Here is a 14,784-nt window from a genome sequence, read left to right as displayed (position 1 = left end):
ATAAGCAATCGCTCATAAACCAAGGATGCTTATAAGCCAGTCGAAAGTCTTTTCGCCGTGACCACTCCGCTTGCGTTTCTTGCGCAAACTAGACTTTTTGACTTTCGGCCGTTTTTTCGGACGATTTTTAATCGCCTTAGCTTCCTCACGCGCAAGATCTTCTCTGCGTACAGCGCTATCTTTCGCGCTACTTAACTCTCTATCTTCTTCGCTACTTGCAGCACTACTTGCAGCACTACTTGACTCGCTATCTTTCGCACTATCTTTCGCACTATCTTTCGCACTATCTTTCGCACTATCTTCTTCGTCTTCCTTCTTTTTCTTCTTAACCGGCAGACCAGCCCACCAAACGTAGCCGCCCACAACGCACAAGCTACCAAAGCAGCCCAAAACCCACCACGGGAATCGCGGAACATCCGGCTTCTTGCCACGAAGCGCCTTATCCGCCGCAGGCGTTGGCACAACTCGCTCACCAGTCACCAAAATGCGCTGCGTGTTAATGCCGAGCGGCGTGCAAGTAATAAGTGTCACCAAATCCTTGCCAGGAACAGCTGCAATCTTCTTCGTCTCATCAGGGTTCACAACGATTTTGTCAACTACCTTGTAGGTGAGAATCTCGTCGAAAACCTCAATTGTAAAAGTGTCACCTTTTCCAACTTCGTCCAGCCTTGTGAACATTTCCGCACTTGCCAAACCTCGATGCCCCGTAATCACAGAGCGCGTGCCCTTGCCGCCAACAGGAAGCGAAGTTCCACGCAAATGACCAAGACCTTTCAGAAGAGTGGCATCTTCTGTGCCGTGATACACAGGCAAATCAAGATCAATTTTTTTGATTCGCAAACGAGCCATCAACCCGTCGTCGTTCACTTTCAACTGATCCCAATAATCCTGACTCGCATCGGAAGTAACTCCGTGAGAAGTCGGTATGTTAGTATTTGCTTCGTAAATAGCACCCGACGAAAGCTGACTGTTATACTCACGAGCGCGGCGGAGCTGCTCATGCGGAGCAGGAACAGCATGAGTTATAAGCTTCGCGTACTCAGCAGCAACTTCCGACATGTGGTATTGGCTTAGCCACATGGCGGCGTGCGGATAAATAAGCGACGCAAACGATGCAAGCAACAGCAAAGCAGGGACTATGCAGGATTTAGAGAAGTGCCAGTTTTTGGCGTTGTTGCGCGAGTTTGAGTGGTTTTCTTTTCTCACGATTTTGTTTTCGACATTCTTGAGTTTTGGCTATGAATTTTGGCTGGCGTTTGGCTGGCGGATTTCTTTGTAGGGTTGCGAGTGGTGGGGTTGCTTGTCTCGCAGCGCTCCGCTCTTATACCTTATTTGGACTTAGCGGTTGCGTAGTTAAATTTAGTTTTTACTTACTTTTTCTGCAGAAATAGTATTCGTCAACGAGATTATTACTATCGTTCCGCTTTTATATTGCTCGACCAAGCAACACCCACCCCTCACTACTAGTAAAACCGCTAGTGTTCTTTGGTGTGGTAGGTGCGTCTGGTGTGGCGTGCGCAGCAGCAATGACGCTAGTGTTCTTTAAGCAATAAATACTCAACGTCCGCAGAGCATTAATGTTAAAGTTCGCTAATCGATAAATAATCGCCGTTAGCAAAGCATTGGCGCAAAGCTACAGAAGCAACTTCAGCAGAGCAAAACTGCAAAGCTACAAAACCACTTTTCGCAGAAGCACTGGTGCAAAGCTTCGGGAACTTTGACGGAGAATTTCTTGCGTTTGCGTTACACCTGACCGCGCAGCTAATCCGCTCAAACCGGCTGCACAGCTTGTTTCGAAACCAAACTGCGCAACCGGCAGAGCAAATCAGCTGGAACAACCATCCAAGCAACTCAGCCAACGAGCGAGTTTTACTCTTGCTCCTGCTCCTTGCGACGCTTCATCACAACGTAGAAGAGCGTGCCAGCGATGCCAACAATGCCGCAAACTGTCAAAATCACCAAGCCGCGAGCACCGGTCATAGGCAAGTTGGCAAGAATCTTGTCGAGTTCGGTTGCCTGGGAGTTGACAATCTCGTGAGCGTTGTCATTATTAAGACCTGCTGCTGCCTGTTCTTTGGTTTCTACTTTAACCTCGTAGCAAGTTGGGGTTTCATTCAGTTTGAAGCCAGCAGGAGCCTTGGTCTCAACAACGCAGTAAATCTTGGAAGCAACATCGTTAGTACCAATGAACAAGTTTGCAGTGGTTACACCATTATCATCAGTTGCTTTAAGCTTGATAGCGTTGGCATCGTTTGTACCTTTATCAAGCTTTCCATCGATAGTTTCCTTAGTTACATTTTTACTTGAAACATCGGTAAACTTTGTACCTTCTTTAACTGGGTAAACAGTGAACTCTGCACCCTTTAATGGCTTCTTGCCCTTAGCTTTATCAGCAGCATCATTAACCTTGGTGATCTTCAAGGTAGCAAAATGCGAAGTACCGTGAGGGTTCTTATCGCACTTCTTCGGATCTTCCTTAGTTGGAACACATGGATGCTCCGGATCACCGTTATCACCAATCTTGCTGTCATCAATCCAGCCGTTAATCGAGTTGGTAACGTTCTTGGTATCCTTAGCAACCTTCGTCTTTAAAGTAACTTTCAGAACATAAGTACTTCTACTGAAATCTTCAGAGAGCGTCTTCAGCCTAGAGACAGAAAGACTAAACGTTACTTTTTTCTTATCGGTACCAGTCTCAACCTTGTAGTCAGTATTTTCGGTAAGAGATACATCACTTGCTGTAGAACCAGTCGCTTTCCCCTTCTTAACAAGCTTAACTTCAGCTAAGCTATCATACGTCAAACCTTCAGGAAGAGAATCGACGAATCCAATCTTCTTATAAGCTTTATTGTCAGAAGGAGGAGTCAAAGGCATAGAAATATCCCATGGGATAATAGCGTCTCCATCATCAGTATAAAGCTTGGTTGGAGTCTTTGGCGTCTTACGAGCAACGTCGTCACTGGTGTCGTTCTTTGGATACACATTGACGTCGTACAACCATTCCCATGTATTTGCAGTCTTGTGAGGCAAAGGCGTTGTGATGAAGAATGGATCAACCTTACCGGTAACAGTTACAGGCTTCCACGCTCCCTGAGCATCCTTAATTTGAGCACCCTTTGTGTCAGATTCTTCAACGTAGTAAAGCGATTCGGCAAGCTTATCAAACTTTGTGGAACCATCTTCACCAGTTGTTTGTTTTTTGCAATCAGTATCGACCGTTACGAATTTAGCATTATCACCTTTGAGGAATGAAGCTGCATTCTTCGTAGCAGAAGAAGGGTCAAGCTCCTGGATGTCTTTGATTTTCTTCCAGCCTTCAGCTGTAGACAAATCAATCTTCTTGGCATCAGCATCTTTGCCTTCCTTAAGAGTGACCTTGCAAACTTTGAACTCAACACCCTTAACTGGCTTCTTATCCTTAACAAGATTACTCTGATTAGATCCATCAGATCTAGTATCAGTTGCAGGACTTTGGTACTTGTGAATGGTTATAGAAGTACCATTGTCTTTTTTAGTATCATCGATGTTTCCAACATTTGCACCATCTTTACCCTGTTCACCATTCGCCCACGCTATGGATCCAGCGATGCAGCAGGTACCGAGCGTGCAGGAGGCAGCTACGAGTGCCACCGCGCGTTTTAACTTTGAAGCCTGTAGACGCATATTTCCTCTCTTCAATAAGTAAACTAATCGTCTTACATCTTTATTTAGGCTCAACAGCAGGTTACAAGCTAAACAAAAGGTTATGACATATTAACAATTGTGTCGTTATGACATACTGACAATTGCATTGACGACAGCATCAGTGCAAACACACAGATGCGAACGCAGAAATACAACTGCAAACTTTCATCATTTAGCTATTCTTCGCAAATTGTGCGATAACGCTCAACCGTGAGTACATATAATATTAATCGATATTTAGACGAAAAATGAGATGTAGTATAACACAGTCAAATGTTTATGTTTCTGAGCATCTACCCCCCCCCCGGTACAAAAATCGTTGAAAAACAACGGATTTGGGGGTGACAAATAACCAGCTCTTTTTGTTTTTTGCGTTTTTTATTTTTTCTCAAAACCCAAACCATCGGCGTGTCGCATTAGAGTATCGAGAAGCAGCACAGAGTGCTTCTCGATACTCTAATGCGGTAGCGACGACTCAATGCTGAAAGCACAGTGTGCTTTCAACGCAAGCGAGGTCTGCCTTCGTCTCGATTGACGAAGGCAGGGCAGGTTCGTGTGACTATGCTTTAGAAATTATGTTGTGCTTTCTTTATATTCCTAACGAAAAGTCAACCTGTCGGAATTTCCAACAAGTTCGTTTGGAAAGTACAAGGCATGTTGAGCGCTAAATCGCAGCGCTAAAACACGTCAACGCGCATTCGGCACAAACTCAATCCTGCAAGTCGCATTCAAAGCATTTGCAATACGATTCAAAAGCGCAATAGTCGGATTCCTCGAACCATTTTCCAACCTGCTAATATCCGACTGACTTATACCCGTCTTCTCCGACAGCTCAGCCTGAGTCAAACCAGCCCTTTTTCTCGCCATCACAAGCGACATAGTCAAGTCTCTTTCCGGCTGAAGCGCATCATACTCTTTCTTGAACTCGGGATCCTTCATAAGCTCGTCCGTGAGTTCATGCAAATCATTCATTCGCGTTTCCTGCACTGCGCGCGCTCCCTGCACTGCGCACATTCGCCGCAATTCTTGCTTTCTCTGCATTACTCGTGTTCCCCGCACTACGTGCATCTCCTGCACTGCGCACGATCGCAGCAACTCTTGCTTTCTCTGCATTACTCGCGTTCCTCGCACTACGCACGTTCCCTGCAACTCTTGCTTTTCCATCACAAGCCCATCTTTCTATTAAAATATTCAGCCCTTCTCTGCATAGCGACCAATATTTCACTACGCGGAGTTTTCTGCTGCTTTTTAACGAATCCGTTGGTGGCAACAATAATCTTATCCGCATCAAAAAAGTATAAAATACGCACTATGTTGCTACCTAAAATAGTGCGAAGCTCAAAAATATGGTTGCCAACATGCTTACTAAGCGGTTCCCTCGCATCGTTTCCCAACATCTCCAAGCGATGCAAATCAGAAACCACCTTCGCGCGCAACTTGACATCTAAACTTTTAATAAACTCGCGTACTGGCTTATCACCATCCTTATCACTGTAAAAAATCACATCAAACAATTCCACAACCCCCTGCTTATGTTATATATAGCATAATCGCTTGTATACATCTTGTCAAAACAAGCAACCAGAGACCATAACGCAGAAACAGTACTGCGCCAGTGTCCGAAGGTAGGCAAAATCAGACACTAACGCAGAACACACGCGCTCTCTAATTTGCAGTAATTAAAAAGACGATAGATTTTCGCTTCTACCGCCTTTTAAAGTTCATACAACTTCCTACTTTGCTCTTTGTGTATTAAATTTTCAAATTCTTATTGTTTAACATTCCAGCAAACATTGTATGATACATATCCTTAGATGATTCTTCTATTTGAGTAATACTTGATATTTTATTTCCCGCATCCTTCGATGATGCTCCACAAAAATAAAAGACCTCATTTTCTGCCCCAAAATCTAGTGCAATATATCTATCGTGGTATTTTTTATCGGATACCTTCAGATTCAGGTCTATATTAGGATAATCTTTTCTAAAATCATCTAAAATATTTTTTGTAAGCATATCTTTATTTCTTACATTATCGCTAAAAACTATGATTTGTATGTTATCTCTTGCAGCCCTTAAAAGTTCCAAAGTTTTAAGCCCTATATAGTTATCTATAACATAAATGCTTTTCTTTGCTGACTTATATATTTTTGTATAGGCAACATCTGCTTCTATCTTATCTCCATTCAGCAAAAGAAAATGCTTGTAGGTGTTACTATCTATAAAATTATCCATTACCTTTTTCAAATCTTCTTTTGTTGCCAAGGTGCTAATTTTATCGTTTATATTTGCTATTTCTTTTGAATGCTGCATTATATCATTTGTATTTTGACTTGTTTGCAATAACAGTTGCGTCATTTCTTTTGAACTAAGAAAGTCTCTATTTTCAACAATGAAGTCTTTCATCTGCTTAAACATTCGTATTAAAGCCTTGCTCTGTTTAACTGCCAGTTCTCCCCTTAATACAGTCATAAGCATATAGATGCCCTGTTCCGTAAAGGCGTAAGGTTTGTATTTAATATTACTGCCTCTGCCTTGCGCTTTGTTCAAGGTCGCAAAATGCGACCTTGAACGTTCATATACTTGCACATCGTTCAAGGTGCCAAAATGGCACCTTGAAAGTTCATATACTTCTTCACCGGTTAATTGAAACATAAAATCGTCATCAAATTTTTCAATATTCCTTTTAACCTGTTCGTTAAATCTTTTTGTAGAGTATCCATAAATTTCAGCTAAATCCGAATCAAGCATAACTTTTTGATTTCTTATATAGTGAATCTTACTTTTAATCGTAGTTTCATCTATTATCACAATCTCTTTCTTCTCTTCTGCCATAATACCCCCAACATTATCTAAATATCTTTCCCAATACGCCACGTACTGCGTAACTTTTACTGCGTAACTTTTTTAAATCAACTGCGCCAGCAACAAATAAACAACATCGTGCGTAGATTTATTAGTTTTTGAGCTGAATTAATAGGTAGGATGCATCTATGCTCTATTTCAGCGTCTCTTATCATACGTATCATTTCGTTGTTAGTTTTAGGCATACTACTGAAGTTATTTGAGAATACGATGAATAGACAATAAATTTATAACATTGTGGTTAAAAGGTGTTGTAGTACGATTCATGTGTTACTCATGCAGTAAGCCGACTGCGCCAGTGTCCGAAAGTAGGCAAAATCAGACACGCACGCAGTTAATGCTCGCGCAGATTGCGCGCTCGCTTGCGAAACTCGCGTTGAAAGCACACTGTGCTTTCAACGCGAGTTTCCGCTCCGAATTGCTTTCGCGCGCTACGCTCTATGCGCGAAAGCAGGTCGTCACGCTGCCCAGTAACGAAAAAACGGCATTATACGTTATTAACGCAGAAAGCATACTGTGCCAGCAACAAAAAAGGAGCTTCAAGCCCGAAAGATTGAAGCCCCATTTTTTATATTAGATTAGCGCAATCACTCAGCTTCGTCGCCATAATCGCTCTGACCACCCTGATCGTCAAGGAAGTCATCTGGATTAAAGTCGTCGCCGAGCTTCATATCGCCAAAATCAATGTTGGAGAAGTCAACATCACCCATATCGCTCTCACCGAAGTTCGAAGGCGTGCTATCCGCACCGCCCAAACCGAAGTTTGGATAAATAGAGTCGCGAACTTGAGGATCCGGCTCCACATTAGCATTGCGGTAACGCGCCAAACCGGTACCAGCTGGGATGAGCTTACCGATAATCACATTCTCCTTCAAGCCCTTAAGGTCATCTTCCTTCTGGCTCAAGGCGGCCTCAGTAAGCACGCGCGTAGTCTCCTGGAACGATGCTGCAGAAAGCCAAGAATCCGTAGCCAACGAAGCCTTGGTAATACCCATAAGCTCTGGTCGACCAGCAGCAGGCTTTCCGCCGTTCTTTACAGCAGCCAAGTTTGCCTCGCGGAACTTTGCTTGATCCACAAGCTCACCTGGAAGAAGATCCGTATCACCAGAATCGATCACCGTAATACGGCGAAGCATCTGGTGCACAATAACTTCAATGTGCTTATCGTGAATATCAACGCCCTGAGAACGGTAAACGTTGTGAACCTCTTCCACAATATTTACCTGAGCTGCACGCGGACCAAGGATTCGAAGAATCTTCTTAGGATCCACAGAACCTTCAATCAGCTGCGTACCAACGTCAACATGCTCGCCATCCTTTACCAGCATTGGCGCACGACGCGTCACAGGGTAAACGATTGGCTCAACGGTTGTGTCGTCTGGAGTCAAAGTCACCTGACGGCCGTGGTCGGTATCCTCAACCTTCACAACGCCTGGGAACTCAGCAATTGGAGCCTCGCCCTTAGGAGTACGAGCCTCGAAAAGCTCCGTAACACGAGGAAGACCCTGCGTAATATCGGAAGCAGAAGCAACACCACCGGAGTGGAAGGAACGAAGCGTAAGCTGCGTACCAGGCTCACCAATGGACTGTGCTGCAACAATACCAACAGCCTCGCCAACATCCACGAGTCGGCTCGTAGCCAAGGACCAGCCGTAGCACTTTGCGCAAACACCACGCTTGGATTCGCAAGTAAGCACAGAACGCGCCTTAACTTCCTCAACGCCGTGCGCAACCAAATCACGCAAAACGTCCATAGAAAGCGCATCTCCGCACTTTGCCAAAACTGTTGTGCCATCAGCAGGGTCAACTACGTCTGCAGCAAGCAAGCGCGAGTATGGACCACCGTCAGCAGCCTTAACAAGCATCAAATTGCCGTTTTCGTCGTGATCAGCAATCTTCATCATAAGACCGCGCTTAGTGCCACAATCTTCTTCGCGAACGATTACTTCCTGCGAAACGTCCACAAGACGACGAGTCAAGTAGCCAGATTCTGCCGTACGAAGTGCGGTATCTGCCAGGCCCTTACGAGCGCCGTGCTGGGAGATGAAGTACTCCAACACGGACAAGCCGTCGCGGTAGTTTGACTTAACAGGTCGAGGAATAATCTCGCCCTTAGGGTTTGCCACGAGGCCTCGCATACCAGCAATCTGGCGAATCTGCATCCAGTTACCACGTGCGCCTGACTGAACCATGATGTTCACGTTGTTGTCGTCGTGGAAGTTTTCGCGCATTGCGTCTGCAACCTTGTCGGTGCATTCAGTCCACAAGTTGATCAACTCTTGACGACGTTCTTCGTCGGTAAGAAGACCCATATCGTACTGGGAGTTGATTTTTGCAGCCTGATCCTCGTAATCTTGCGCGATTTGTTCGCGATTTGGAGGAAGAACAATGTCGGAGAATGCCATCGTTACGCCAGACCAAGGAGCGCGAGTAAAGCCGAGATCCTTCAAAGCGTCGAGTGTTGCTGCAACTTGAGCTGTAGAATAGCGGGTTGCGATTTCGTCGACGATCTTAGAAAGTACGCCCTTTGGCACCTGCTCGTTTACGAACGGATAGTCGACTGGCAAAGTTCCGTTGAACAAAATGCGTCCGCAAGAAGTTGCAAACAGTACAGTTCCGTCCTTAAAACGCTCTTCGCGCACAACGTCCGGGCTGCCTGGCTCAGGGTCAACAACCTTAAGCTCAGCAGGCTCCCAATTCTTTGGCAATACGAAGTCTGCAGGAACTCGAATCAGCACCTTAGCTTGCATGTCAATCTCATGCTTGTCGAGAGCCATTTCAGCTTCAGCAAGCGAGGAGAAGATTCGACCTTGACCTTTTGCTTCGTCAATTACGGTAGACAAGTAGTAAAGACCCAGAATCATATCCTGAGAAGGCATTGTAACGGTGTGACCGTCTGCTGGCTTCAAGATATTGTCGGAAGCCATCATCAAAGTACGAGCTTCGGCTTGAGCTTCGGCAGAAAGCGGAAGATGCACTGCCATCTGGTCACCATCGAAGTCTGCGTTGAATGCTGCGCAGGCAAGTGGTGGCAGGTGGATTGCTTTACCTTCAACCAAAATTGGCTCAAATGCTTGAATACCCAAGCGGTGAAGTGTAGGTGCGCGGTTAAGAAGCACAGGATGCTCGGAAATAACTTCCTCGAGCACGCCCCAAACTTCGGAGTCGCCGCGGTCAACCAAACGCTTTGCGCTCTTCATATTCTGAGCAAAGCCCTGATCTACCAAACGCTTAATAACGAACGGCTTAAACAGCTCCAATGCCATTGGCTTTGGCAAACCGCACTGATGCATGCGAAGGCTTGGACCAACGACGATTACGGAACGGCCGGAGTAATCAACACGCTTACCGAGCAAGTTCTGGCGGAATCGACCTTGCTTACCCTTAAGCATGTCGGAAAGCGACTTTAATGGTCGGTTGGATGCGCCGGTTACTGGGCGTCCGCGGCGACCGTTGTCGAAGAGCGAATCGACTGCTTCCTGAAGCATGCGCTTTTCGTTATTAAGCATGATTTCAGGAGCGCCGAGCTCAATAAGTCGCTTCAAACGGTTGTTACGGTTGATTACGCGACGGTACAAATCGTTCAAATCGGAAGTTGCAAAACGACCACCATCGAGCTGAACCATTGGTCGCAAATCTGGTGGGATTACTGGAATTACGTCCAAAACCATAGCTTCTGGCTTGTTTCCAGTAGTCAAGAATGCGTTTACAACCTTCAGTCGCTTCAAAGCGCGAGCCTTGCGCTGACCGGTTCCGTTGTCGATTTCTGCGCGAAGCTCCTCTGCGGCAGACTTCAAATCGAAGTCCTGCAAACGCTTCTTAATAGCTTCAGCACCCATGCAGCCTTCGAAGTAGTCACCGTAGCGATCTTCCATCTCGCGCCACAAGTCAACGTCGCCTTCCATGTCTCCGGCACGCAAGCCCTTGAAGCGGTCAAACACGGCATTCAAACGCTGAATCTGCTCGTCGTAACGGGTGCGAATAGCAGACATTTCGCGTTCTGCACTAGCGCGCAGCTTAGATTTTGCAGCACCTTTGCTTTCGCCAGATTCTTCCAGCTCGTGCAAGTCTTCTTCAACTTTCTTTGCGCGCGCTTCAATTTCGTTATCGCGGCGCTTGCGAAGGTTGCTGATTTCGGTATCGAATTCGTCTTGCAAATCTGGAAGATCTTGATGACGCTGTTCTTCGTCGACTTTCGTAACCATGTAGGCTGCGAAGTAGATTACTTTTTCAAGATCCTTAGGTGCAATGTCGAGCAAGTAGCCCAAACGGCTTGGCACACCCTTGAAGAACCAAATGTGCGTTACCGGAGCTGCAAGCTCAATATGACCCATGCGTTCGCGGCGAACGCGGCTGCGGGTAACTTCCACGCCGCATCGCTCGCACACGATTCCCTTAAAGCGCACGCGCTTATACTTACCACACGCGCACTCCCAATCGCGAGTTGGACCGAAGATCTGCTCACCGAACAGACCGTCCTTCTCTGGCTTTAGGGTACGGTAATTAATGGTTTCTGGCTTCTTTACTTCGCCGTGGCTCCAGCTACGGATATCTTCGGCGGTGGCCAGTCCAATCCTCAGTTTGTCAAATGCGTTGACGTCCAGCACTCTTATCGTCCTGTCTCATGAAATTGTTTTCTAATGTTTCTTAATTTCTTAAAGTGTGTTCGTTACCGAATCACTGGTATTCAGGTTCAACAGCAATCTGATCTTCCTTGGCGGACGAATCTGGTCGAGCGCCAATATTGAAGCCAAGATCGTCGGAAGATGAAACTGGGTCGTCCTCTTCATCCTTCATGTCGATTGCAACGCCTTCAGCGTTCAACACTTCAACATTAAGGGAAAGCGACTGCATTTCCTTAAGCAACACCTTGAAGGATTCAGGAATGCCAGCTGGTGGCAGGTTATCGCCCTTGACGATAGCACCATACACGCGCACGCGACCGTCGACGTCATCAGACTTCGTAGTCATCATTTCGTGCAATGTGTAAGCAGCACCATAAGCCTCGAGCGCCCACACTTCCATTTCGCCGAAGCGCTGGCCGCCGAACTGAGCCTTACCACCCAACGGCTGCTGGGTAATCATGGAGTAAGGACCAGTGGAACGTGCGTGAATCTTATCATCAACCAAGTGATGCAGCTTCAAAATGTACATGTAGCCCACAGAAATTGGCTTCGGGAATGGTTCACCAGTACGACCGTCGAATAAGGTTGCCTTACCGTCGGAGCCAACAAGCTTGTCACCATCGCGATTTGCGAGTGTTGTAGAAAGCAAGCCCTTCAAAGTTTCTGGGCGCACACCGTCGAATACTGGTGTTGCAACTGGAGTGCATGGATCGCCATGCTCAGCACCTTGTGGCACGTACTTCTTCCAAGCTGCTTCCAAATCTGGATCCAAGTTAATATCCCAGCCAGCGTGAGCAATCCAGCCCAAGTGAAGCTCGAGCACCTGACCCAAGTTCATTCGAGAAGGCACGCCCAACGGGTTAAGCATGATGTCAACTGGAGTACCATCAGCCAAGAATGGCATATCTTCTTCTGGCAAAATGCGGGAAATAACACCCTTGTTGCCGTGACGACCGGAAAGCTTATCGCCTTGCGTAATCTTACGATGCTGAGCAATGTAAACGCGAATCATTTGGTTCACGCCGTTTGGAAGCTCGTCACCGTCATCTTCAGCGTCTTCACGAGTGATTTCCTTAACTGCAATCACAGTACCAGTCTCACCGTGTGGCACGCGCAAAGAAGTATCGCGCACTTCGCGGCTCTTTTCGCCGAAGATTGCGCGGAGCAAACGCTCTTCTGGAGTAAGCTCGGTTTCGCCCTTAGGAGTCACCTTACCAACCAAAATATCGCCAGCTTCGACTTCAGCGCCAATGCGAATAATGCCGCGCTCGTCAAGATTTGCAATCGCATCTTCACCAACGTTTGGCAAATCGCGAGTAATCTCTTCGGAACCAAGCTTGGTTTCACGAGCGTCGATTTCGTACTCTTCAATATGAATAGAAGAAAGCGTATCATCTTGCACAAGACGCTGGGAAATAATCACAGCATCCTCGTAGTTGTAACCGTTCCAAGGCATGAATGCAACGAGCAAATTCTTACCCAATGCAAGTTCGCCCTTTTCGGTTGCAGGACCGTCTGCCAAAACAGTACCAGCTTCAACACGCTCGCCATCTTTAATAAGCGGCACTTGGTTGTAGCAAGTAGTCTGGTTAGAACGCTGGAACTTTGAAAGCTTGTAGCTGGACTGAGTTCCATCGTCGTTCATAACGCGAATAATATCTGCAGAAACGTAAGTTACTACGCCCGGCTTTTCAGCTAAGATTACGTCGCCAGAATCAACTGCTGCACGCCATTCAGAGCCGGTACCAACAAGTGGTCGCTCCGACTTAATAAGCGGCACAGCCTGACGCTGCATGTTCGTACCCATCAATGCGCGGTGACCTTCATCGTGCTCCAAGAATGGAATCAAGGAAGCACCAAGGGAAACCATCTGACGTGGGGAAACATCCATGTAATCTACAGTGCTTACAGGCACATCGACTGCTTCTTCTTCGTCCACGCGAGCAAGTGCTTGAGTGCCAACGAAGTTGCCGTTTTCGTCGAGTTCCTGGTTTGCTTGAGCAATAACGTGCTCGGCTTCGCGGTCTGCAGTCATGTATTCAACTTCGTTAGTTACGTGACCATTCACAACCTTGCGGTATGGGGTTTCGATGAAGCCGAATGGGTTGATGCGTCCGAAGGTTGCCAAAGAACCGATAAGACCGATGTTTGGACCTTCTGGGGATTCGATTGGGCACATACGTCCGAAGTGGGATGGGTGCACGTCTCGAACTTCCATAGAAGCGCGATCGCGAGAAAGACCACCAGGACCAAGTGCGGAAAGACGACGCTTGTTCGTAACTCCTGCCAAAGGATTGTTTTGATCCATAAACTGGCTGAGCTGGGAAGTTCCGAAGAATTCCTTAATAGTTGCGTTTACTGGACGAATGTTAATCAAGGACTGAGGAGTAATTGCCTCTGCATCCTGAGTTGTCATACGTTCGCGCACAACGCGCTCCATGCGGCTTAAGCCGGTACGAAGCTGATTCTGCACAAGCTCGCCAACCTGACGAATACGACGGTTGCCGAAATGATCGATATCGTCAACGTCAACGCGCAACTGCACGTCTTGACCGTCGCGCTTACCTGGGAAGGTCTTTTCGCCGGAATGCAACGTTACCAAGTACTTAATAGTTGCGATAATATCTTCGCGGTTCAAGCTACGATCGCTGTAATCTGCTTCAATACCGAGCTTGCGGTTGATCTTATAGCGACCAACGCGAGCCAAATCGTAACGCTTTGTGTTGAAGTAGAAGGAATCGAGAAGGTTGCGACCAGCTTCTGGAGTTGCAGTATCTGCAGGGCGAATCTTACGGTACAAATCGGTAAGTGCATCGTCTTGCGTTTCGATAGGCTCTTTTGCGAGCGCATCCAAAACAAGTGGGTATCCTTGGAAAGCATCGGCAATTTCGTCTTTCGTCATGCCAATAGCCATAAGGAATACGATTGCAGACTGCTTACGCTTGCGGTCAACGCGAACGCCTAAAACGTCACGCTTGTCGATCTCAAATTCCAGCCATGCACCACGGCTTGGAATAATCTTCGCACCGAAAACATCCTTGTCGGAAGTGCGATCCTGCGTGCGATCAAAATACACGCCTGGAGAGCGCACAAGCTGCGAAACAATTACTCGCTCGGTGCCGCCAATAATAAAAGTACCGTGTGGAGTTTGAAGTGGAAAATCACCCATGAAAACAGTTTGGCTCTTAATTTCACCAGTTTCGCCGTTTTCAAACTCAGCATTCACATAAAGTGGAGCAGAATAGGTGTAATCCTTTTCCTTGCACTCGAGCACAGTGTGGCGTGGCTCTTCAAAGTATGGATCAGAGAATGTGAGACTCATTGTCTCAGCAAAGTTCTCAATTGGGGAAATCTCCTGGAAGACTTCGTCGAGACCAGAAACATGAGGCACGGTGTGAGTTCCGTTTGCTTCATCTTCTGCAACGCGCTTCTTCCAGCGTTCAGAACCGATCAACCAATCAAAGCTGTCGGTTTGCACGCCGAGGAGGTATGGCACATCAATAGGCTCACAAATGGAGCCAAAATTCACACGATCTGACGCTTTATGCAACTTAATATCATGTTCGTCAGCACGTGCGATGACTTTCGTGGTGCTCGTCATAGCTTGTTC

8 protein-coding genes are annotated in these 14,784 nt (G+C 46.7%); 1 reads left to right on the top strand and 7 read right to left on the bottom strand.

What is annotated here, in order from left to right; genetic code table 11:
- Positions 1-12: 12 nt before the first annotated feature.
- Positions 13-1,206 (bottom strand): class C sortase, encoded by a 1,194-nt coding sequence (locus HXT48_RS01420; RefSeq protein WP_421793113.1) that lies wholly within the window; start codon positions 1,204-1,206, stop codon positions 13-15.
- On the opposite strand from HXT48_RS01420, the gene HXT48_RS01415 reads away from it, so the two are divergent.
- Positions 1,139-1,279 (top strand): hypothetical protein, encoded by a 141-nt coding sequence (locus tag HXT48_RS01415; protein ID WP_012914437.1) that lies wholly within the window; start codon positions 1,139-1,141, stop codon positions 1,277-1,279. The genes HXT48_RS01420 and HXT48_RS01415 overlap by 68 nt on opposite strands.
- Before the next feature lie 590 nt (positions 1,280-1,869).
- On the opposite strand, the gene HXT48_RS01410 is transcribed toward HXT48_RS01415, so the two are convergent.
- From HXT48_RS01410 to rpoB, 6 genes are all read right to left on the bottom strand, one after another.
- Positions 1,870-3,663, bottom strand: a complete 1,794-nt coding sequence (locus tag HXT48_RS01410) for a SpaH/EbpB family LPXTG-anchored major pilin (RefSeq protein WP_421793112.1) — start codon at positions 3,661-3,663, stop codon at positions 1,870-1,872.
- A gap of 708 nt (positions 3,664-4,371) precedes the next feature.
- On the bottom strand, positions 4,372-4,671 hold the full coding sequence (locus HXT48_RS01405; RefSeq protein WP_240318917.1) for a helix-turn-helix domain-containing protein: 300 nt from the start codon (positions 4,669-4,671) through the stop codon (positions 4,372-4,374).
- A gap of 176 nt (positions 4,672-4,847) precedes the next feature.
- Positions 4,848-5,204, bottom strand: coding sequence for a type II toxin-antitoxin system RelE/ParE family toxin (locus HXT48_RS01400; RefSeq protein WP_004109288.1), 357 nt, complete (start codon positions 5,202-5,204; stop codon positions 4,848-4,850).
- Positions 5,205-5,436: 232 nt separating this feature from the next.
- A complete protein-coding gene (locus tag HXT48_RS01395) occupies positions 5,437-6,519 on the bottom strand; it encodes an ORF6N domain-containing protein (RefSeq protein ID WP_421793111.1) in 1,083 nt (360 codons plus the stop codon).
- A 617-nt stretch (positions 6,520-7,136) separates the two neighbouring features.
- Positions 7,137-11,156, bottom strand: coding sequence for a DNA-directed RNA polymerase subunit beta' (locus HXT48_RS01390; protein ID WP_421793110.1), 4,020 nt, complete (start codon positions 11,154-11,156; stop codon positions 7,137-7,139).
- Positions 11,157-11,226: 70 nt separating this feature from the next.
- Complete coding sequence (rpoB, locus tag HXT48_RS01385) at positions 11,227-14,775, bottom strand: DNA-directed RNA polymerase subunit beta (protein ID WP_033888523.1); 3,549 nt, start codon at positions 14,773-14,775, stop codon at positions 11,227-11,229.
- Between the last annotated feature and the right edge of the window lie 9 nt (positions 14,776-14,784).

Origin of the sequence: Gardnerella sp. KA00127 (genome assembly GCF_049244125.1) — a bacterium.
Classification (GTDB): domain Bacteria; phylum Actinomycetota; class Actinomycetes; order Actinomycetales; family Bifidobacteriaceae; genus Bifidobacterium; species Bifidobacterium swidsinskii.
Note: the sequence above shows the minus strand (reverse complement) of the source record. Positions and strands in the feature narration are given on the sequence as shown.

Excerpts from the sequence above, each read along its gene's own strand:
- HXT48_RS01410 (WP_421793112.1), bottom strand. The coding sequence starts at position 3,663 with ATGCGTCTACAGGCTTCAAAGTTAAAACGCGCGGTGGCACTCGTAGCT.
- HXT48_RS01415 (WP_012914437.1), top strand. The coding sequence starts at position 1,139 with ATGCAGGATTTAGAGAAGTGCCAGTTTTTGGCGTTGTTGCGCGAGTTT.
- HXT48_RS01395 (WP_421793111.1), bottom strand. The coding sequence starts at position 6,519 with ATGGCAGAAGAGAAGAAAGAGATTGTGATAATAGATGAAACTACGATT.
- rpoB (WP_033888523.1), bottom strand. The coding sequence starts at position 14,775 with ATGACGAGCACCACGAAAGTCATCGCACGTGCTGACGAACATGATATT.